This window comes from Bacillus sp. 3255, assembly GCF_031456485.1.
In the GTDB taxonomy this organism is placed as follows: Bacteria; Bacillota; Bacilli; order Paenibacillales; family NBRC-103111; genus Paenibacillus_E.
This window is the reverse complement of sequence record NZ_JAVDUS010000005.1, coordinates 234,391-255,493: the sequence shown is the minus strand read 5'-3', so window position 1 is coordinate 255,493 and position 21,103 is coordinate 234,391. Positions and strand designations below refer to the sequence as shown.

Here is a 21,103-nt window from a genome sequence, read left to right as displayed (position 1 = left end):
ATCCCCTCTGTCATTTGTGCTCGGAACTTACGCCGTAAGGCGCCAAAGCTAATTTATGATTGAGGGCTCCGAAGGTGCTGTCCTTGGAAGGCGGTTATCGCATCGAATTGATCTTTTAACTGATGATATACGCTTGTATAAATAGATGTCAATTGTTGATAGATGCGATAATTGCTTTCGTTCACCTCGTGAGCCGTTCCAACCTGAATCCAATTGTGCGCGTGGGACAAATCGTCAATCTCGCCCATCGCCAGCAAACCAAGCAATGCGGCCCCGATGCCGGAGCTTTCGATCGAGTCCGGCACGGTAACGGAAGTGCCCAGCATATCCGTCATCATTTGACGCCAGAACTCGCTTCTGGCGAAGCCGCCGGAGGCGCGAATCACTTCCGCCGGCCCCATGATCCGCTCAAGCGATGTAGCGACGGCTTGAATGGAGAACATGACGCCTTCCAGCGCTGCGCGAATCATATGCTTCTTCTGGTGGCTGAGCGACAGTCCGAAGTAGACGCCTCGCGCATTCGCGTTCCAGTAAGGCGCCCGCTCGCCGGATAAGAGCGGCAGAAACAGCAGCCCGTCCGAGCCTGCGTTCACTTCCGAAGCCAAGGCCGTCAGATGGTCATAGGGATCCATGCCTTTCTGGCGGGCTTCCTCGGCTTCCGCGGTCGCGATCTGATCGCGAACCCAACGGAAGACGATGCCGCCGTTGTTGATCGGTCCGCCGACCACCCAGAACTTCTCGGTAAGCGCGTAGCAGAACAGCTTGCCTTCCGGGTCCGTCTGCGGCTTGTCGACAACGCTGCGCACCGCGCCGCTCGTGCCGATCGTGACGGCCACGACGCCCGGCTCGAAAGCGCCGACGCCCAGGTTGGCGAGCACGCCGTCGGACGCACCGACGATGAACGGCGTGTCTTGGGCCAAGCCCATCGCAGCGGCATCATCGGCGCTCAGGCCTTCCACGCGGTATGTAGTAGGAACAAGCTCGGACAGCTGATCCGGCGTAACGCCTGCATGCAAGAGCGCTTCCTCGTCCCAATTCAGGTTCTCCAAATTGAACAAGCCTGTCGCACTAGCCAAGGAATGATCGATCACGAAGCGGCCGAACAATTTGGCGAATACGAACTCCTTGATGCCAACGAACTTGTAGGCTTCCTTCATCAGTTGCGGCTCATTATCGCGGAACCACATCAGCTTCAGCAGCGGCGACATCGGATGAATCGGAGTGCCCGTTCGCGAATAAATTTGCTGGCCGAGGCCGCTGCGCTTCAATTCATCCGCATATTTGGAGCTGCGGTTATCCGCCCATGTGATGCAAGCCGTGAGCGGCCGCGCATCCCTGTCGACAGCGATCAGGCTGTGCATAGCCGAGCTGAACGAGACGCAAAGCACTTGCTCGGCGGTGATGCCCGCCTTCGCTACGACCGCGCCGATGCCATGCACGACAGCGTCAAGAATTTCTTGCGGGTCCTGCTCGGCCCGATCCGCTGCGGGGGTGAAGAGCGGATACTCGATGGAATGAGACGCCACCACTTTCCCTTCGCGCGAAATAACGAGCGTCTTCGTGCTTGTTGTACCGATGTCAGCCGCAACGATGTAAGGCTTAACGGCACTTAACTTGTCGGTCATTTGCTAATATTCCCCTCTGCGTTAAATGAAAGATCATAAGGCTCTGACAAAATTTCAATATCCGGATGAACTCGCGCTGCGTCCAATAAGTTGATGGATATTTCGATTTCGCCAAGGTGCAGCGTATCTTGAATGCGAACCAATTTGCATTTGGTATAATCGAGAATGTTGCACGTTTTCACCGCGGCTTTGATCGCGTAGAAATCGTTCTCGAGCGTCGTCGCGATCTTCGTAGGCGCACACACCGTAGACGTGAGTCCGTTGGCATAGGTGAATTCCAGATTCGTTTTGTCCACGAGGCGCTGCGTTGTGAAGTCGGCGGTACCGACGCCATTCGCATTCCCCTTCGTTTCCGGAGTCAAATCCAGAACGACCATCTTCGCGACGTCAGGACCTCCATGCGCGTAAGGTGTCGGGTAACGACCCGTCACGTTCGGATCCATGCCGTCGCCGCTAATGTTTTTGCCGATATAATCGATGACAAGCACGTCGATCTCATCGAACAAAATTTTCGGCAGGCGGGCTTTGGCCTCCACCAGCAGCTGCTCCTCACGCTCTTCGATCTCGGCTGCAGGCAGCACTTCGACGCGGCACGTCTCGTCGTAAGCATTCTCGACCAGCGCTACGCCGAATACGATCGGCAGCTTCTTAATCATGAGATTCGCCATGGCCGGCACGTTCTCCGCCATATATTTGAAGCCCAACTGATGGCAGGCTTCAGCGCCCTTCTGCTTGCCAAGCCCGATCGCGATCATTTTCATGATGCCGCTTTCGATGCGTCCGCGGAATGCCGTATGCGGCTTCACGCGATTGATAACAACGATGGCATCCGCTTCGGAGGCGATGCGGTCGACATACACAGGCAAGCCGTTCGGCAGCTCGTCGATCTTCACGACTTCCATCGAAGAACGGATCGGTGCGCCCATCGTCGCTTCCGTAATACCGAAGTGCAGCAGCACTTCCGTTTGCCCTTCCGCCGTAGCGCCGCCATGGCTTCCCATGCAAGGCACGATGAATGGGAATGCGCCTCTGGCTTTGATCGCATCGATCGTCGTTTTGGTGAATCCGGCGATGTTGGCGATTCCGCGGCTTCCTACGGCAACGGCAACCTGCTGGCCGGGAAGAATGGTTTCCATGACGCCGCTGCTGGCCAGCTTATCCGCCAGCTCCTGCTCCGGATTTTCCAGAATCGTACGGTCGAATTTCTGGCGAATTTTGACCATTTGCGGAATCGGAATATCATTTAACAGCTCTCTCAAAATGCTCATCGACTATTCCCTCTTTCTTTATATGGACAGCTGCTTCACGGACTCCCGCACGATTAGCTCCGTCTTGAGGAGCACCTGCTCGGTTTCGTGGTGTTTGTTCTCGATGTTGTCGAGGAGCCGGATAGCGCCTTCTTTACTAATTTGTTCAATCGGCCTGCGCACCGTTGTGAGTGCAGGCGTCACATAAGCGGCGAAGACCGTGTCGTCGAAGCCTACGACCGAAATATCGGCGGGCACCTGCAGGCCGGCTTCGGATATCGCTTTGATCGCGCCGAGCGCCATTTCGTCGTTGCAGCTGAAGACCGCAGTCGGCGGCTTGGCCAGCTTCAGAAACTGCTGCATCGCATGATGGCCGCTCTCGAGGTCGTACAAGCCCGGGAACCGGTATGACTCCGGTATCGTCACTCCGTAGTGCCGCATCGCGCGTTCAAAGCCGTCCTTGCGGTTCTGGGCGGATTTAAAGCCCTTGCGCCCTTCGATCAAAGCGATGCGTTTATGGCCTTGCTCGATTAAATACGAGCTGGCCAGGAAAGCTCCCTGCTCTTCGTCGGAAAGGACGTTCAGCACCCCGGCTGTGGATACGGGCCTGTTCAGCACAACAAGCGGAATCCCTTTACCGGCAATATGCTCGATAATCGACTGATCGTCATCGCTTTGCGAAACGACGATAATACCGTCAAAGCTTTTGCGCGTAATGGATTGGAAGCTCGTGTAGTCGTCAATCCCTTTGACTATAAGCTGATATCTGTCCTGGATCACCGAGTTGACGCCGCGAATCGCTTCATAGAAGAAGCCCGCGGAAGTACCTTTACTCAGTGTGGTAAAGAAGAGCCCCAAATTATACGAACGGTCGAGCACTAAGCTCTTGGCACTATAATTCGGCGTATAATCCATCTGCTTGGCAATCTGACGGATGCGTTCCTTCGTTTCCTCTTGAATAAGCGGACTGTTGTTGAGCGCCCGGGAAACGGTCGTATGAGATACGCCTGCAAGCTTGGCTATGTCCTTAATGGTTACGCTCATACCTTCACCTCTAAATGAAGCATATCACAATGATGCACACGTTAACAATAGTCTTTTGTGCGAGTTTGCAATTCTCATTCCCACCGCGGCTGAGCGGCCATTCTTTCCACTAAAATGCAAAAGAGAGTCCGTATGTATTACATACAGGCTCTCTTCTCAGTCAAATCCACTTTTCATTCTCACATCTCCAATAAGAGCATTTCTTGACGCATTTCCATGAGCTTCTGTTTGCATTCCATGATCGCCTTGGCATCCCCCGATGCGATTGCATCGTGCAGGGTGGCCAGCTCATAATCGAGCTCCATACGCAAAATCGGAATTCGCTCATCGGTTCGCTTGGATCGCAGCGCTTGCATGACTTCTTCTACTGTCACGGCAGGCTCCTTCTGATACAGCACTTTATGTTCGATGCCGCTGATCTCGACCATGCGGATAATTTCCCCGAACATAATATTCTCAATGAGAATTTGCCGATCCTTGAATCTTTTCACTACGGCATGACCGCGTGTGTCGCCGATCAGTTTCTCCATCATTTCCGCGAGCTTCTCGTCCTTGAAGGAATAATTGCCCACAATTTTATACTTTTCACCGATACGTTCGAATTTGAGCTTGATCAGCTTGCGTCCGGTACGTATGGAAATGATGAACTGCAGCTCGCTTTCGTTCCAATACAGAGAATAACCTTCCTGAATGAGCGCTTTAATGAAGTTCCGGATTAGCCGGCGATCAAATCGTAACTCTAGGTTGCAGTACTCCACTTCATGACTCTTACTCACGGCAATCCCCTCCATAATTGGTGCTTTGATTTTGTTTAAATATTCAGACAACTTATCTTCTTATCCTTATCTTATTATGAATTCTATGTTTTAGCAACTTGGATTATTGACATTTTTTTAAGGAAAAACGTACAAAAAAAGCCGATGCCTGTTTGACCGCGGCACCGGCCCATAAGCGCATACGGAAGGCTTCGGCGGTTGTCCCGATTCCCGCTTAATGCCATCCCCAGAAAAAACCGTCACGCTCCCAAGCTGCTCTTCCGCCGTGCAATTTCTTGAACAATTTCTTGACTTCTTTGGAGATCGACTCGTTCCCGTTCTCCCCGACATAGATGAAGGATTCCCCATAATGACGCCGGATATAGTCAACCGCTTCCTTCTGATACAAAATGCCGGCCGATTGCAACTGCTCCAGCATCCATTCCGCAATTTCGTTCGCCGTAACGGCCATCGCTCTCTCTCCTTCGTAACCCCTGATTTCCTCCTGCATGTGCAGACATACCGGCATCCACCCATTGTATCACATTTTGCGCCAAACATTCGCACATAGGTACAGGAGCACAATCACTGGTGAACAAGCCTTGCAGCCCATTCCATCCACGGGTCTGCCTCATATGCTATCTCTGTAAGACAAATGAACAGAATTAATAAACGAAAGGGTGATTTCGCATGGGTTACGCAGCTGGTGGTTATAACTCTGCAGCAGCAATTCTAGTTCTCTTTATCTTGTTGGTTATTATATCTAGCGCTTTCGTTATCTAATTCACTTCAAATATGGAAGAGCTGCCGGCAACTTGCCGGCAGCTCTTTATTCGTTCTACGCCGTTTCCGTTTCTTCCGGCTTCAAGATGGCCGCCCCGAGCCCCAGCAGAATGAGGGCGAACAAGGCGAGTACCCCCATATGCATCCACATCTGGGATAAGTGCTGTCCGGCGGCCATGCGCTGAATCGCATCGATCACCCAAGTTTGCGGGACAAAAAGGGCGATTTTCTGCATCCAATCCGGCATAAGCGCTATCGGCCAAAAGCATCCCCCCAGCATGCAAGTCGGGGTGACGACAAGCGAGTTGATCATCCCCATGTTCGTAGCGCTCTTCACCAAACCCGCAATGGCACTGGCAATCCCCATGCTCGCCAATAAGAAAAACTCCAGCATAATGAATTGGGAGATGAGAGGCAATCCGTAATCATAATGAGTCACGTATCTTGTGAACAGAAGAATGGCGAGCACCTGCAGCGTGCCGACCAGGAAGCTTCCCATAAAATTGCCGAGCACGATTTCAATGGAGCGCACGGGCGCTGCGAATGTCCTCGCCATCGTATGCATGCGGCGGTCTTCCATAACTACCGAGATGGTATTGTTAATAATCCCCATCATGAATATCAGCATAAAACCGATCACGATATGCATGTTCGGATTCACGTACAGGTCGTAGTCCGTCACGTTCGCTCTTACTTGATGCTTCTCGGTCTGGAGCAGCGTCTGCACGACGGCCTCTTCTAACGGCCGATCCTGCAATCCAAGCTTGCGGTGCAAATCGACTGTTTCCTGATACCCGGATAGAAGGCTGTTCAGCGAGATCTGCAGCGTTGCGGTCGCTTCGCTGACGCTTAATTGATACATATCCACCTCCGGCGATCCCCCTTGCAGCAGCACTGCGCTGAAGTTCTCCGGTATGACGAATGCGCCGTTCACCTGCTGTCTCGTCACAGCTTCTTTCACTTCCGCATCGGCAGCCGTCACCTTGAGCTTGTAGTCCGGCAGCATCGTTATTTCTTGAACCAGATGCGCGCCAAGCGTCCCCTTATCCATATTCACATAAGCGATATCTACCCGGTGCTCCTGCTGCTGTCCCATGATGCCGATAATGAGCGATACGACACCTGCCGGAATGATCAGATACATCAATATGCCCCGTTTCTGCAAGAGCGTTCTTCTCAACATATGATAAGCGATAATGAAACTATTCATGGTAACCCGCCTTTCGGTAAACGGCAATCGTAACGAGCAGCAGCCCTGCGCTGATCCAACCCATCACCGAGAGGTGCTGGATTAGAACGGCCATATTACTGCCCAGCATGATGCGAAGCATGCTTTGCATCGCCCAGTAGTTCAACGTGAAGTCGCCCAGGCGGCTGAGCAGTCCCTCGGGAAGCGGCGCGAAGCCTCCGCTGAGAAATGACATCACAAGAATTAACATTTGGAAAATCGTTGAGATCGCTTTAGACGATCTGGCGTACGTAGCGATGAGCACGGCCAGACACATCGATGCAATGATAACGCTGAAACAAACGAGTGCCAGCAGCGGATAGGACGCCCCCCAATCGACATCATAGAAAAGAACGGTTGCCGTCACGATGATGGCTGCTTGGCAGCCTGCGATAAAGGCATTGCCGAGCACTTTGCCCAGCAAGATGTTGTAGGGCTGCATCGGCATGGCATTCAACCGGGAAAGCGTATGATTCTCCCGTTCGCCGTGCAGCGTCATCGCAGTGGACAAACCGGAGTACAGTAAAAACATAACCAGCATCGAAGCTGCATAATATTGCATGGCCGTGTAGTTGGAATTGGTTGACGCAAGCTTGCCTAACCGCACATGGGAGCCGCTTGCCGGCGAGGCTTCGCTCTGAATTAACTGCTGTGCCTCCGGGCTTGAAGTCATTGAAGCCGCTTGCTTACGGTTCACATTGTCTATGAAGGACCGAAGCACCAGTTGTGCCGTCAAATTCTGTTCGTATTGATTGCCTAGAATCATTTCCCACGCCGCTTCTTGCCCGGAAATCACCTGCGAGCTGAAATTGGCGGGAATAACCAGCGCAAACTCGGATTCACCCGTTTGCAGCCTGTTGACCGCTTCGTCGCGGGATCGAACCTCCGTCGTATGAATCATCTGGCTTACCTGAGGAGCGCTTAGGAAACTCTCGAACGCCGACTTCAGCACGCCGGAGTCTCCTTGAACGAGATCCACTTTCACCGGCTGAATCGTGCGGTCCTCCACTTTGAAAGCACCCGACAACGCTGAACCCAGGATGAAGATAAGCAGCAGCGGCATGGCGAACTGAATCGCCATAACATACTTCATGCGCATCATACGTATCACTTCATATTTGGCAATGATCCAAATCTGCATGTGTCCACCTCCCTAGTCTCGCAGCGTTCTGCCGGTAAGTGACAGGAATAAAGCTTCCAAATCCGGCTCCACCTGGACGAGCGATTGGATTTTGACCTGATGCTTGGAAAGAATGAACAAAATGTCCTGCAAATACGCTTGAGACGCGCCGACCAACAGCTCGAGCGCCTGATCTTCGGCCGTGACCTGCTTAATCCGCGGATGGTCGCGCAGCTCTATCACCGCTTCTTCGGTCAAGTTGGCGACTTGCAGCATTATTTTGTTATCTTGCGCCACTTTGCCGCGCAATTCCTCCTGCGTCCCGCATGCGATGAGATGGCCGCGGTCCATAATGCCGACCCGCGTCGAGATTGCAGCCACCTCCTCCATGTAATGCGAAGTATAAATGATCGTGGAGCCCATCCGGTTCAGAGCTCTTACCGATTCCAGAATGTGGTTCCTGGATTGCGGATCAATGCCCACCGTTGGCTCATCCATGATGATCAGTTTGGGATGATGCATAATGGCGCAGGCAATATTAAGCCTCCGTTTCATGCCGCCGGAGAAGGAGCTCGGCTTATCGCGCGCCCGGTCCGATAGTCCGACGAAATCCAGCGCCTCCTTCACCCGGCTATGGAGCAGATTGCCTCTAAGTCCATAAAGCTTGGCGAAAAAGGTAACATTCTCACGTGCGCTCAAATTGCCGAATATGGCGATATCTTGCGGCACCAGACCGATCAGCCGCTTCACTTCAATCGTATCTTTGGCCACCGACAGGCCGTCTACCGTCATTTCGCCGCTATCCATTCTGAGCAGTCCGCTCAGCATCTTGATCGTCGTGCTTTTCCCCGCACCGTTAGGACCTAGCAAGCCGAATATTTCGCCTTCCTGTATCGTTAAATTCAAATGATCGACAGACACTTGATTGCTGTATTTTTTGACTACATTCTTGATTTGAACGAAGCTCATTGGGTTCTCTCCTTTACGCTGGAACGTTCGATTACCTTCATTGTACATCCGGCGAACAGCCGCTGCAGGTAGATTTCGTCATGATGCCAAGGTGACTTAAGTCATAACGTCATTTGGGGCATGTAAACCCGCCGGCAGGCTGTGCTATAATTTGGATACAAGCTAGCAAAGGATGGAAAACCCTTGATCCAATTACTTCCAATAACCCGCTACTTATTCATAATCGTTCCAGGCATTGCCTCGATGTATTTGGAAGATTATTCGTCCGTCGGGGCTTACGTGTTCTATGTGCTTCTGTTCCTGTGGATCGCTCAACTGCGCAGAACTATTCTGAGAAGGGCCGTATGGATGCTGCTGATCGAAATCGGGTACGGCGCTTGGATGACTTATACGTTCGACGGCTTGCTGTTCGTTACTTTTCTCTCTACGCTTCTGTCCTATCAACCTGCTGCTCATCCCAGCTACCGCAGACCGTTCATGGGCTTGCAGCTCGTTCTGCTGAACCTTAGCCTGCAAGGTCAATCCGGCGCCGATTATGTGATGGCGAATCTCTTCTTCCTGGCTCTCGCCTTGCTGCTCGTTCATATGCACCGTATCGAGCGCAATAAAGTCGATATCGAGCTTCTATACGACCAGCTTCGCAAACAGCATTATGAGCTCGATGAAGCTCGCATGCAGTTGCTCGACTATGCCAAGCAGGTGGAAAATATCGCGCAGATGGATGAGCGGAACCGTATCTCCCGTGACATTCACGACGATCTCGGGCATCAATTGATCCGGCTGAAAATGATGATGGAAGCCGGGCTGAGAATTATGCCGACCCAGATGGACAAAGGTATGGAGATGTTAACCTCCGTTCGGGATCAATTAACCGACAGTATGGAGCTTCTGCGGGCGACGGTACGCAAATTGAAGCCTGACGACGATTCGATGCAATCGTTCACCCTCAGCCGGCTGATCGAAGGATTGACGAAGGATAACGGCATTACCGTCGAGGTTGACGTCCAAGGCTTGCCTTATGTGCTGTACCCGAGTCTCGCTTTCATTCTTTACCGGAACGCCCAAGAAGCCATCACGAATGCGATTCGTCACGGCGGGGCGACTACCGTCTGGATTCAATTAACTTATGAACGCAAGCAAGTCACGATGAGCGTGTCCAACAACGGCGGCCTCCCTTCCGGCCAAACCGCCAAAGGACTCGGCATGAGCGGCATGGAGGAGCGCAGCAAAGTGATCGGCGGTCAGCTGCTCGTGAGCAGCAATTCCTTGCCTTTCACCGTGACGACGATTCTCCCGACTTTCCGCCAAACTTAAACGATTAACAGAGAGGAATGAACCAGCATGATTCATGTCCTGATTACGGACGACGATCCATTCATTCGCGAAAGCTTGAAATTAATTATCGGACTGGACGAAGAGATCACGGTAGTCGGCACCTGCACGCATGGCGATGAAGCCCTTGCCTATGTACAGAGCGGAGCGCAAGTCGATGTGGTCCTCATGGACATTCGCATGCCCGTTTGCGACGGTGTGCAGGGTACGCTGAAAATCAAACAAGCGAAGCCTGAAGTATCGATCCTGATCCTAACTACATTCGACGACGATGAGTTTATCGTCCAGGCACTGCGGGCCGGAGCCAGCGGTTATCTGCTGAAAAACATTTCACCGGACCGGATTATTCAGGGCATCAAAACCGTCGATCAGGGCAATCTCCTCATCCATCCCGACATCGCCAAGAAATTGACAACCTTCATCTCGCCAAGCCCTCCCCCCCACGTTCCGGCGCCGGCGCCTCTGCGCGAGTACGGGCTTACGGCGAGCGAACAAGCCGTTGTCGAGAAAATCGCCGAAGGCTTGTCCAACAAAGAAATCGCCCAGGAATTGTTCCTGAGCGAAGGGACGGTTAAAAATTATATCACCGAAATTTTGAGCAAGCTGAATTTGCGGGACCGGACGCAGATCGCCATTTTTTATCTGAAGAAACAATCCCGTTCAGGCAGCTGACTTCGTTAATTACGGATTTTCTCTACTTGAATATCCTCTTTGGATGAGCTTCCTACAACGTAGGTGGGCTCATTATTACTGTTATTGTTGTTGGTGACCTCGGTCAGCCTCAGGGTCGTCCGGTAATAATGCCCGTTCTCAACGAACAAATAACTATATGTATGAAGTTCTGGCAGCGCATCGATGACAATCGGGCTTGTCATATACGGCACTTTATCGATTTCATAGAACCGGAAGTCTTCGACATAGTTCTGAAGTGTTTTCAGTATGGCAGGATCCTTCTCGCCAGTCACAGGAACTGTGCCGTAATTCGAATACGACAGTTGCGGCGGCTGGCTCCCCCAAACCTTCTTCAACTCTTCCTCGCTAACGTAAACTTCCTCCGTATACTTCTCCTTCGCTTTGCGCAGGCCTGCCGTCTTCACGCCCATGCGCTCCACATCCGCCAGCCTGTAATACGTGGTCTCCGTCGAATTCGTCAAGACCGGATACGTGCCTCCGAGATAGTCAAAATATTGCACATAAGGATATTGAAAGACAATGTCCGTGTAATTCGTTTCGTTTCCTTCGGAAGGCTGCAGCGAACTGACGCGGGGATTGATATAAATCGTTTTGGTGCTGTCCTGCCAATTCACCACGGCGCCCAGATAGGTTCCCAGCTCTTTGACCGGCAGATAGCTTGCATTGTTGTAGATGAGCGGCGGATTGGCCAGATTGACCTGCTGTCCCGCTACGACAACATGAAAGTCTTTTCTTAAATAGGCGTCTACGCGTTCAAGCACATCCTGCGCATAGACGCCGGCTGTAAAACAGGTACCCATCAAAACGCCCAGGATTGAGATTTTGAACCCTTTTTTCATTTTCAATGCGGAATCTCTCCTCTCTTCTCTATATCTGCATGTTCATTCATTTCGGCAAAGTCCTATTTTTTCCTGCTTTTTTAGACAAAATGAGACCTTATTCCTACTATTTTCCTGCGAAACTTGTAAATCGTTGCAGGGATCACTGAATTAAACTACAATAATTGAAAAACGCAAGTGAAATGAGGCATATTAACCATGAGTTTTACCGGGTTTACCCAGCATGATTTCGATACCTTTGCGATAGAAGGTCTGGATGGCCGGATGGAAGCGATCCGCGAACGCATCCAGCCTAAATTCAAAGCACTGGGCGATTCCTTGACCCAGGATCTCTCCCTTCACACCGGAACCGAGATGTTCTTGCACATCGCCAAACATTTGCGCCGCAAAATTAATCCGCCGGTCGATACGTGGATGGCTATTTGCCCGAACAAACGGGGCTACAAGCAAGTTCCCCACTTTCAGGTCGGCCTGTTCGATGACCGCGTCTTCGTTTGGCTGGCTCTGATTTACGAGCTTCCGAACAAAAGCAATATCGCCACCGCCTACATGAATCAAATCGATCGTATCCGGAAGGAGATTCCGTCCGATTTCGTCCTTTCGTTCGACCATATGAAGAAAGACGTCACCCCTGTGGCGGAATTGGACACTACCGGCTGGACGGAGGCGCTAACCCGTTTCCGCGACGTGAAGAAAGCGGAGCTGTTGATCGGCCGCAACTTGTATGTCCAAGACAAGGTACTGGCTAAGCCCGCCGAGTTCGAAGAATTGGTCAAGACAACCTTCGAGAAGCTCATTCCGCTGTATCAACTGGCTGTAGATGCAACCTAAGTAAAATTAAGGAAATTTTTATGTAAAACTAAGCTTTATTTAAACTAAAATGAAGGCCTCCTGCGCAGACTATATCCTGTAATTCCCATTTACCGGGAAAGGAGGTCCTACCTAGATGAAACAGTCTTCTATGAAAAAGTTTCTCGTAACCACGACGGCCCTCTCGTTCATTCTGGGCGCAAGCGTGCTTCCTTCGCTATCCGTCTCCGCGCAGGAGCCGTCTCTCGATCCGGAGGAGATCGTCTCCGTCCAGCAAGGAGATGAGAAAGCCGGCGGCCATCACGGCCGCAAATGGCCGATCATCGAGGAATCCGCCACCGTGATCGGCGTGGAGAAGGATGTGCTCGTCAAATCGCTCAAGAGCGGCAAAAGCATCGTGGAAGCGGCCGCTGACAAAGGCGTGAGCGAAGCGGATTTGACGGCCAAGCTCCAGCAGCTCCGGACCGGCAAGATCGATGCCGCCGTGAAAGACGGCAAGCTGACGGCCGACCAAGGCGAGCATATGAAGCAGAAGCTCGGCGAGCACTTGAAATTCATCCTCAACGAGAAGAATCTGCTCGACGGCCATGCCAAAGGCAAAGGGCACCGGTTCGGTTTGAAGCCGGACACCGACAAGCTGGCCCAAACGCTCGGTTTAAGCAAGGACGAGCTGCACGCCCAGCTGCGCTCAGGCAAATCGCTGGCAGAAATCGCTCAAGCGAAAGGCATCTCCAAGGACAAGCTTGTCGCGTCCATTAAAGATCAGCTAACCCCTTCCATCGAGAAGTGGGTGGATCACAAGAAAGACGCGAAAGCGAAGTAATTGCGCGAAAGACTGCTCCGCTGTCATCTGAGATGACGGCGGGGCAGTCTTTTGTTGTTTCGGCGCCGGGGGAGTAGGACCGGTGCGGCGGCCGCGCAAAGGCCAAAAAAAAAAAGCTGTACACTTGGCTTCCCCTTGGGAAAGATCCGTGTACAGCTTTCTATTATGCCGTTTGCTGCTGGCTCCGCGTCTGGCGGTCGACGAGTACGAAGCGCTGCAGCAGCAGAATGGCGGCCAGGCACAGCACGCCGCCGATAATAAATGGCAGCGAATGCGCGATGGCGAACACCGCTCCTCCGAGCAGCGGGCCGGCGATGCGGCCCAGACTGTCCATGGAGGAGCTGAGGCCTGTTGCCACGCCCTGGCCGACCTTCGTCCGCTGAGTAATCAGCGACGTCACACAAGGGCGAATCAGCGCGTTGCCCGCGCCGAACACGGACAAGTAAATCGCAGCGGTCACCACGCTGCTGGAGTACAGCAGCAGGAAGAAGCCTGCTGCCGACAGCACGAGCCCGATGCCGATCACCCGTTGCTCGGCGCCTTGCTTCACCAGACGGCGGACGACACCGCCCTGGATGAGGGCGCCGACGATGCCGCTGGCGAGGAACATCATGCCGATATCAAACGGCGTTGCGCCGATCTTGTCCATCTGATAGTATTGCAGCGTCGCTTCCAATCCGGCCAGCGTGAACGAGACGAAGAAGGAAAGCACGTACAAATACTTGGATGCACCGGAGAAAGCGGTCCATCTCGAAGGGGCTTTCTCCTTCACGGAAGACCTCTTCTCCGGCGCTAACGATTCCTTCAAGATGACGAAAGCGAACAGGAATGAAGCGAAAGCCAGCGCCGAGGCGGCGAAGAACGGTAAGTACGTCCCCCAGCGGCTTAGAATGCCCCCAATGGCCGGGCCGAAGATGAACCCCAAGCCAATGGACATGCCGACCATGCCCATGCCCTTCGTGCGGTTCTCAGCCGTTGTAATGTCCGCGACATAAGCGACGGCACAGGCGGTTGCGGCACCCGAGAAAAGCCCGCCAAGAATCCGTGACACATACATAATCCAGAGATGACCGTCAGCGAAGCCGAAAATGAGGAAGCTGACGCTGAATCCGAGTAGTCCAATTAAGATAATCGGCCTGCGTCCGATGCGGTCCGAGACAGCCCCCCATATCGGCGACATAAGGAAAGAAGCCGCTGAGTAGACCGATAACAGCAAAGCGTTATGATACTCGGAACCGGCCCCTTTCACCACCTCGGGCAATACGGGGATAATAATACCGAAGCCAACGAAAATGGTCATCAATAACAGCATGATGATCCCGATCTGTTTTTTCATGATGCTTGCGAGCCTCCAAATCAAACATTTTCCCTTATCGTACCACACCTTTTTTGGGGATGGAAATGAACATTTGAAGAACAAGCAGCCCGATCAAGACGGCCCCGCTCATCAGGAAAGGTGCATGATACCCATATACATCCCACAATTTGCCGGATACGATCGGCCCGATAATCATGCCAAGTCCCTCGATCGTCAAGAAAAAGCCCCACACCGCCCCCCTCTTCTCCGGCGGAATCGCCGATGCAATAAGGGCGTTCCAGGATGGAATAATGAACGCGTAGCCGATACCGAGCAAGGCAACCCATACATACAGCATGGCCATACTCGCCGTATAGGTAAACAGCAGCAGTGCGGCTGCACTCATCGCGAAGCCGGCGATCAGAAACGGGCGTATGCCGAGCCTGTCCACCATTTTGCCCATCGGAATCAAGCAAATGACCGTTACGGCGCCGCCCGCCACCAGGAACATGCTGTATTCTAAGGATGAAAGCTTAAGCACATCTTTCGCATATAAGGTGAGAATGGGCGTCAAAATGCCTAAAGCGAAGGTCTGTGCGAACATCGCCGGGAACATGAGCGGACTTACCGATATCGAGCGCTTGACTTCATGGAGATAGGTGGAGACCCGCTTCAACAGCGGCTCTTTATGGGCAGCGCCATGCACCGCCGCCTTCTCGGCCGCCTTCTTCCTCGGCAGCATTAAGGCCACGAGCACGACCACGGTCATGCAGACGATCAATAACCGAAAGGCGGTGCCGTACGCATTCTCGCCGACGAAAAAATTAATCGCTACCGGCCCCAGTCCGACACCGGACAGCCAAGCCATATAGACGACGCTCATAATCGTCGCTTTGCCCTCTTCGCCCGCCACTTCCGTCGTTCCCGTAATCACGCAGGGCCACAGCGGAGCCGTGCCGAAGCCGAGCAGCGCGCAGCCGGCAATCATCCATATATATTGAGAAGCCGTCGCCATGATGATGACGGAGATGAAGGTCAGAAGCACCCCCGTCAGCATCGTCGTCCGGTAACCCAACTTATCAATGATCCAACCGACAGGCGTTCGCAGCACATTGTCTCCTATATATTGAGCGGCAAGCGTCCAGCCGATAATGAAAGCCGATGCGCCCAGCCCGGTTTTCATATAGACCGGTAAGATCGTGATCAGCAGCGCGCCTTTCACGAATTCCACGATGAACATAATGACCAGCAGCTCGATGACGAACGGAGAAAACATCCGTTGACCCTGCCATTTATGCATCCATTTCATCAGATTGCTCCTTATTCGGGCATTTTTTAGCAAGTACTGTTAGTTTTGCCGCAATTGGCACAAACTATTTTTTAAAAAATTAACTTGCATGAAATCTCTAGTTTGATATACTCATTTTGTTTGTTGCAACTTTCGACAAGCAATCCACGAGAGAAGGGAAGCGATAATCAGGTGGATCATACCCGTACCCCCCTGTTCGATGCATTGCAGAAGCATGCAGAAAGAAATCCGATTCAGTTCCACATTCCTGGCCATAAAAAAGGGGTCGGCATGGACCCGGAGTTCCGTTCCTTTATCGGGGACAACGCCCTGTCCATCGATCTCATCAATATAGCACCGCTGGATGATCTCCATCAACCGATGGGCGTCATCGAGGAAGCCCAGAAGCTCGCTGCGGACGCCTATGGCGCCGATTATACGTTTTTCTCGGTGCAAGGGACAAGCGGAGCAATCATGACGATGATTATGACGGTATGCTCGGAAGGCGATAAAATTATCGTTCCGAGGAATGTACATAAGTCCGTGCTTGCCGCGATCATTTTCGTCGGCGCCAAGCCTGTTTTCATTCAACCGGCCCGCGACAAGAACCTGGGGATCGATCACGGCATTCCGACACGGTCTGTGCGCAGAGCGCTTGAGAAGCACCCTGACGCCAAAGCGGTTCTCGTCATCAATCCGACGTATTATGGCGTATGTACCAATCTCAAAGAGATCGTCGACCTCGTTCACAGCTATAACATGCCTGTGCTCGTCGATGAAGCGCATGGCGTGTTGATTCATTTCCATGATAAACTGCCGATGTCCGCGATGGAAGCAGGCGCCGATATGGCGGCCACCAGCGTACATAAACTTGGCGGTTCCATGACGCAGAGCTCCGTGCTGAACGTGAAAGGCAGCCGCGTGAACCCGAAGCGGATTCAGACGATCATCTCCATGCTCACAACGACTTCTACGTCATACATTTTGCTCGCTTCGCTGGATACGGCACGCCGTCATCTTGCCTTGAACGGGTACGAAATGGCTGAGCGCACCATCGCGCTGGCGCAGTATACAAGGAAACAGATTAATGAAATTCCGAATTTGTACTGCTTCGGGGAGGAGATCCTGGGCGAGGAAGCAACCTTCACTTATGATCCGACCAAAATTTGCGTACATGTGCGCAAGCTCGGCGTCACAGGCTTCGAAGTCGAGAACTGGCTTCGCGAACATTACAATATCGAAGTTGAGATGAGCGACATGTACAACATCCTGTGCCTCATCACACCGGGCGATACGCCGGAAAACATCGAAACTCTGCTGACGGCTCTGCGCGAGCTGTCGCACATCAACGACGACGTCGCTGAAGTCAAAGAGGTCGTCATTAAAGTTCCGGCCATCCCGCAATTGACGCTGACGCCACGGGACGCTTTCTACGGGGAAACCGAAGTGCTGCCTTTCAAGGAATCTGCGGACCGCATCATCGCCGAGTTTATTTACGTCTATCCGCCGGGCATTCCGATTCTGCTCCCCGGTGAAGTCATTACCCAGGAGCTCATCGACTACATTGTCGAGCATGTGGAGGTTGGTCTGCCAGTGAAAGGACCTGAAGACCGCAGCGTGCAGAATGTCAAAGTGATCGTGGAGACGCAAGCGATTTTCTAGACCGTTTTCGTGCAGGCATATATTGTAAAACCGTTTACATGATGCTATGATGTTGGTGATGTTTAGCGAATGAGGTGAACAAGCAATGGCTCAAAGCGCTTATATTAAATTCGTAACAGGCTCCGCAGTAACCGCACTCACCTTGAATGAAATCAAGGAGAAGCTTTTGCATTACCGAGAACAGCTCAGTCTGACAGCCAAGCAGCTTGGCTGGGAATATGACGAAGCCGGATTCCCTTATACGATTGAGACGAAGGCCGAGGGCGAAGGCAAGTGGTTCTACCTGAAAGGCATCAATCCCCTGTACAAATATATGGTGATTGGCGTTGGCACGGAGAAGCATCAAGACGAAGAGCGGCACTACGTTCAAGTCGTTCTACCCGACGACGCTACCCATGGCGACAAGAGTAAGGGCAACGAGTTCTGCAAGTACCTCGGGAAGCTGCTGAAGGCCGAACTTCATCTATTCAACGGCAGAATCATGTATTTCAATCCGCGCAAATGAATGAAATAGCGAAGGGCTGCCCCCTAGTAGAAATTCTACTAAAGGGGCAGCCCTTCCTTATGTATAGTGCTTATTCTTCGCCCTCTTGAGCTACGATTTCGTTGTAAATAGTCACTACGCGTTCCCATTCCTCTTCATTCTCAATGTTGACCAGGTAGGCGTCGTCGCCTTCTTCTTCAACACGGAAAATAACACCGTCAGCTTCAGGATCATTGCGATCGAGCAATACAGCATATGCTTGCTCTTGAGATTGGAAGGTATATACCATAACCATCTCGTGCTCTACACCGTTCTCGTCCGTTACGATAAAAACATCTTCCCCATGCTCGTGATCGTGGTCACAGTCCGGGCCGTGTACATGATCATGCTTCTCATCGCTCACAGGCAGAACCTCATTTCGTCGAATAATTAGTTACGTCATTATCCTAACATTTTCATATAAAGAGGTCAAACCGGATCCTGTGTTTTCCACCCTATTCGGATTGAATCTGCTTCTCGGAAACGACGGAATAATCGCTAGATCCTGCAGCCTTCATTGCAAACTTCACGACGTACGTTCCAGCCTCATCGAAAGAAACGCCATACAACGGCACTTTCAGCCAGAACGATTCTTTGGATTCGGTAATGGCTTTCACCACCGGCGTAACTACGCTTTTGCCGCTTGGCGAGATAATGGATACTCTCACGGAATCAATGCTTGTTTTCAAGTTGTCCACCTGTGCGAATACGATGAAATCAGCTTGTTTCCCTCGTTCTACGACGCCGAACGGAACGATGGCGGAATCTTTGCGCACCTCGGTCGTAAAGAATAAATGCACGTTCGGTTTGTACAAGTACGCCGTCTTGTTGGCGTTATCCCATTTCACCAAAGCTTGCAGCGCATCGCTGACGGCGCGCAGCGGCAGAACGGTGCTGCCGTCCATAATGAGCGGCGGAACGTCGGAATCGCCGAATTCCTGCGTCGTATCGTTCACTACGAGACGAGCGATATTATACCCCTTATAATCCCCCCATATCGATGAGGCTACCACTGCAGCCGTGCTAAGTACGAAAAACACCAGCATCAACGCAAATATCCGCTGTACTACTTTCATCTTCATTAACCTCCAGCTCTCGTTAGTAATCTTTGTGTCTGCATCTTTATACTCCGAAGGTCAGGAAGAGTTGCGTCGAAATTATAATTTTGATAAAAAAGCTAGAACACGCTTCTTGTAAGCTTCCGGCTGCAAATGATAGGATCCCACATGTCCCGCTTTCTTCGTCAGCCACAGCTCGAAGGTGTCCGGATGCCGGCGCCACATCCCCTCGCTGTTCGACCACGGGATGGCCTCGTCATCCTCGCTGTGAATGAACAGGATCGGTCTCGGATAAATGTGATCGACGGCGGCCAGCGCATCGACCTGACGCGGATTAACGCCGATCAATCTCGGCAGAATGTTCAAGATGAGCGGAGTGAACGGGAATCTCGGCAGCTTCGACCAGACCGGCAAATTATCTTCCAGATAGGGACTCAGCTGGCTGAATGCGCTGTCGGTGATAACGCCCCGGACGGAGGACTCTTCCGCTGCGGCCAAGAGCGACGTACTGCCGCCCATGGAGAAGCCTAATAAGCAAACTTTGCTTGGGACATTCGCATGCACCCATGCGATGGCGCCAAGAACATCCTGCTTCTCCAAATATCCGACCGTCGTCACACGGCCTTCCGACTTCCCGGAGTTGCGGAAATCAAACATCAGCACGTGGTAGCCCCCGTCCACGATCGCCTTCGCCAAAGCTAACGCAGGCAGCCCCTTCTCCAGCCGGGTACCGGCATAGCCGTGAGCCATGATGACCGTCGTCGCAGACTTGCCCGCAGGTGCGCCCGGTGAACGGAAGAACCACCCGTCCAGCGTGACATCCGCGGATTGGCTCGGGAAGGATACATCCTCCCCTCGTAAGCCGTAGGTTTCCGGAGACTCATCGACGAGCTTGCGTTTCGGATGAGTCAGCTGCCAACCTACATAGGTCGAAACTCCTATTAACAGGATAAGAATCAGAAAGAGAAATCCCGCAAGAATAAGCCATATCATTAGAATTGTCACCACTTTTTCCCTTATATGGATAATTATTCACGAAAACTTAGTTGAAATGGGTAAGCTCCCGTGCTACATTAGAAAAAGATGTTTTTTGTCGAAAAATGGAGGCGGATGAATGAGTTTGCAAATTCAAATGTTGGGAACCGGCAGTGCCTTTGCCAAAACATTTTATAATACAAGCGCATTGGTCCGTTCAAACGGGTTGAACGTTCTCATCGATTGCGGCGTCACCACGCCCAAATCGCTTCACGACCTTCAGATAAAGCCCGACGACATCGACGGCATCGTCATCTCGCATATACATGCCGACCATGTCGGCGGGCTCGAAGAAATCGCCTTTCGATTATTATATGAGAGCAACCGGAAGAAAACAAAGCTCTTTCTCCCGAAGGCCATTGCCGATATTTTGTGGGAGAACACGTTGAAGGGCGGCATGTATAACCCCGCGGACGGATTCAACTCCCTTGAAGATTACTTCCATGTTCTTATTATAGAAGAAAATAAGCCTTACGAAATCGGTCCGGGGCTCACGATCGAATACATACCTACACTCCATATCCCCGAGAAACCTAATTATTCGCTTTTCATTAACGGCCGAATATTTTACAGCGCAGATACCCGCTTCAACAGAGATCTGCTCCTTCAGGAAGTTGTCGACAACCGCAATTGTCATACGATTTTGCACGATTGTCAATTAAGCGGCAAAGGATTTATTCATGCGACACTCGAGGAACTGCTGACACTGCCTGAACATGTCCAAGAGCGCATATATCTTATGCATTACAGCGACAACATGAACGAGTTCATCGGCAAGACCGGCAGGATGACATTTATTCGCCAGCACGAGGTTCTTGAGCTTCCGGAATCATAACTACTTCATCAGAACCTTCGGGACTAGTCCCTTAGGTTCTTTTTCGCGATTATCCGCGATTATTTCCTAATCTTTTCGGGCTTCAGCAGGATTTGGTAAACGGACAGAGAACATGTCACAGAGGTGTATAAACGGAC

22 protein-coding genes are annotated in these 21,103 nt (G+C 52.0%); 8 read left to right on the top strand and 14 right to left on the bottom strand.

The window, feature by feature from the left end; translation table 11 throughout:
- Positions 1–53: 53 nt before the first annotated feature.
- From gntK to J2X61_RS09895, 5 genes are all read right to left on the bottom strand, one after another.
- Positions 54–1,625 (bottom strand): gluconokinase, encoded by a 1,572-nt coding sequence (gene gntK / locus J2X61_RS09915; protein ID WP_310187583.1) that lies wholly within the window; start codon positions 1,623–1,625, stop codon positions 54–56.
- Positions 1,622–2,893 (bottom strand): nickel pincer cofactor-dependent isomerase, group 22, encoded by a 1,272-nt coding sequence (locus tag J2X61_RS09910; protein WP_274471108.1) that lies wholly within the window; start codon positions 2,891–2,893, stop codon positions 1,622–1,624. The genes gntK and J2X61_RS09910 overlap by 4 nt, the downstream gene beginning before the upstream one ends.
- Positions 2,894–2,911: 18 nt before the next feature.
- Positions 2,912–3,916 carry a LacI family DNA-binding transcriptional regulator gene (locus tag J2X61_RS09905; protein ID WP_310187580.1) on the bottom strand — a complete coding sequence of 335 codons (1,005 nt, stop codon included), beginning with the start codon at positions 3,914–3,916 and terminating at the stop codon, positions 2,912–2,914.
- 179 nt (positions 3,917–4,095) lie between these two features.
- Complete coding sequence (locus tag J2X61_RS09900) at positions 4,096–4,692, bottom strand: hypothetical protein (RefSeq protein ID WP_274471105.1); 597 nt, start codon at positions 4,690–4,692, stop codon at positions 4,096–4,098.
- Positions 4,693–4,906: 214 nt separating this feature from the next.
- Positions 4,907–5,143 (bottom strand): DUF6953 family protein, encoded by a 237-nt coding sequence (locus tag J2X61_RS09895; RefSeq protein ID WP_274471659.1) that lies wholly within the window; start codon positions 5,141–5,143, stop codon positions 4,907–4,909.
- Between the two features lie 218 nt (positions 5,144–5,361).
- Here J2X61_RS09895 and J2X61_RS09890 point away from each other — a divergent pair, with 218 nt between their 5' ends.
- The gene (locus tag J2X61_RS09890) at positions 5,362–5,454 is read left to right on the top strand and encodes a YjcZ family sporulation protein (protein ID WP_274471104.1); all 93 of its coding nucleotides are present in this window, start codon (positions 5,362–5,364) and stop codon (positions 5,452–5,454) included.
- A gap of 55 nt (positions 5,455–5,509) precedes the next feature.
- Here J2X61_RS09890 and J2X61_RS09885 read toward each other — a convergent pair whose 3' ends face one another.
- The 3 genes from J2X61_RS09885 to J2X61_RS09875 are packed head-to-tail and all read right to left on the bottom strand — an operon-like array spanning position 5,510 to position 8,771.
- Positions 5,510–6,664, bottom strand: a complete 1,155-nt coding sequence (locus J2X61_RS09885; RefSeq protein WP_310187577.1) for an ABC transporter permease — start codon at positions 6,662–6,664, stop codon at positions 5,510–5,512.
- Positions 6,657–7,823 carry an ABC transporter permease gene (locus J2X61_RS09880; RefSeq protein WP_310187576.1) on the bottom strand — a complete coding sequence of 389 codons (1,167 nt, stop codon included), beginning with the start codon at positions 7,821–7,823 and terminating at the stop codon, positions 6,657–6,659. Before J2X61_RS09880 ends, J2X61_RS09885 begins: the two co-directional genes overlap by 8 nt.
- A gap of 12 nt (positions 7,824–7,835) precedes the next feature.
- The gene (locus tag J2X61_RS09875) at positions 7,836–8,771 is read right to left on the bottom strand and encodes an ABC transporter ATP-binding protein (RefSeq protein ID WP_274471101.1); all 936 of its coding nucleotides are present in this window, start codon (positions 8,769–8,771) and stop codon (positions 7,836–7,838) included.
- Between the two features lie 183 nt (positions 8,772–8,954).
- Between J2X61_RS09875 and J2X61_RS09870 the strand changes: the two genes are divergently transcribed.
- Both J2X61_RS09870 and J2X61_RS09865 read left to right on the top strand, forming a co-directional pair.
- A complete protein-coding gene (locus J2X61_RS09870; protein ID WP_310187574.1) occupies positions 8,955–10,085 on the top strand; it encodes a sensor histidine kinase in 1,131 nt (376 codons plus the stop codon).
- 27 nt (positions 10,086–10,112) lie between these two features.
- A complete protein-coding gene (locus J2X61_RS09865; protein ID WP_310187572.1) occupies positions 10,113–10,775 on the top strand; it encodes a response regulator transcription factor in 663 nt (220 codons plus the stop codon).
- A gap of 5 nt (positions 10,776–10,780) precedes the next feature.
- Here J2X61_RS09865 and J2X61_RS09860 read toward each other — a convergent pair whose 3' ends face one another.
- Positions 10,781–11,635 carry a stalk domain-containing protein gene (locus J2X61_RS09860; RefSeq protein WP_310187741.1) on the bottom strand — a complete coding sequence of 285 codons (855 nt, stop codon included), beginning with the start codon at positions 11,633–11,635 and terminating at the stop codon, positions 10,781–10,783.
- A gap of 198 nt (positions 11,636–11,833) precedes the next feature.
- Here J2X61_RS09860 and J2X61_RS09855 point away from each other — a divergent pair, with 198 nt between their 5' ends.
- Both J2X61_RS09855 and J2X61_RS09850 read left to right on the top strand, forming a co-directional pair.
- Positions 11,834–12,466, top strand: coding sequence for a YktB family protein (locus J2X61_RS09855; RefSeq protein ID WP_274471097.1), 633 nt, complete (start codon positions 11,834–11,836; stop codon positions 12,464–12,466).
- A gap of 115 nt (positions 12,467–12,581) precedes the next feature.
- Positions 12,582–13,268 (top strand): hypothetical protein, encoded by a 687-nt coding sequence (locus J2X61_RS09850; RefSeq protein WP_274471096.1) that lies wholly within the window; start codon positions 12,582–12,584, stop codon positions 13,266–13,268.
- A 163-nt stretch (positions 13,269–13,431) separates the two neighbouring features.
- Here J2X61_RS09850 and J2X61_RS09845 read toward each other — a convergent pair whose 3' ends face one another.
- Both J2X61_RS09845 and J2X61_RS09840 read right to left on the bottom strand, forming a co-directional pair.
- On the bottom strand, positions 13,432–14,604 hold the full coding sequence (locus J2X61_RS09845; protein WP_274471094.1) for an MFS transporter: 1,173 nt from the start codon (positions 14,602–14,604) through the stop codon (positions 13,432–13,434).
- Between the two features lie 34 nt (positions 14,605–14,638).
- On the bottom strand, positions 14,639–15,874 hold the full coding sequence (locus tag J2X61_RS09840; RefSeq protein ID WP_310187569.1) for an MFS transporter: 1,236 nt from the start codon (positions 15,872–15,874) through the stop codon (positions 14,639–14,641).
- A gap of 171 nt (positions 15,875–16,045) precedes the next feature.
- Between J2X61_RS09840 and J2X61_RS09835 the strand changes: the two genes are divergently transcribed.
- Together J2X61_RS09835 and J2X61_RS09830 are read left to right on the top strand one after the other, a co-directional pair.
- On the top strand, positions 16,046–17,515 hold the full coding sequence (locus tag J2X61_RS09835; RefSeq protein ID WP_274471092.1) for an aminotransferase class I/II-fold pyridoxal phosphate-dependent enzyme: 1,470 nt from the start codon (positions 16,046–16,048) through the stop codon (positions 17,513–17,515).
- Between the two features lie 85 nt (positions 17,516–17,600).
- Positions 17,601–18,020, top strand: a complete 420-nt coding sequence (locus tag J2X61_RS09830) for a DUF1885 family protein (protein ID WP_274471090.1) — start codon at positions 17,601–17,603, stop codon at positions 18,018–18,020.
- A gap of 70 nt (positions 18,021–18,090) precedes the next feature.
- On the opposite strand, the gene J2X61_RS09825 is transcribed toward J2X61_RS09830, so the two are convergent.
- The 3 genes from J2X61_RS09825 to J2X61_RS09815 form a co-directional block, all read right to left on the bottom strand.
- Positions 18,091–18,402: a DUF1292 domain-containing protein gene (locus tag J2X61_RS09825; RefSeq protein ID WP_274471089.1), complete on the bottom strand. Its 312-nt coding sequence runs from the start codon at positions 18,400–18,402 to the stop codon at positions 18,091–18,093.
- A gap of 91 nt (positions 18,403–18,493) precedes the next feature.
- Positions 18,494–19,114 carry a stalk domain-containing protein gene (locus J2X61_RS09820; RefSeq protein ID WP_274471088.1) on the bottom strand — a complete coding sequence of 207 codons (621 nt, stop codon included), beginning with the start codon at positions 19,112–19,114 and terminating at the stop codon, positions 18,494–18,496.
- 81 nt (positions 19,115–19,195) lie between these two features.
- Complete coding sequence (locus J2X61_RS09815; protein ID WP_310187565.1) at positions 19,196–20,089, bottom strand: alpha/beta hydrolase; 894 nt, start codon at positions 20,087–20,089, stop codon at positions 19,196–19,198.
- A 121-nt stretch (positions 20,090–20,210) separates the two neighbouring features.
- Between J2X61_RS09815 and J2X61_RS09810 the strand changes: the two genes are divergently transcribed.
- On the top strand, positions 20,211–20,966 hold the full coding sequence (locus tag J2X61_RS09810; protein WP_310187564.1) for an MBL fold metallo-hydrolase: 756 nt from the start codon (positions 20,211–20,213) through the stop codon (positions 20,964–20,966).
- The last annotated feature ends 137 nt before the right edge of the window (positions 20,967–21,103 follow it).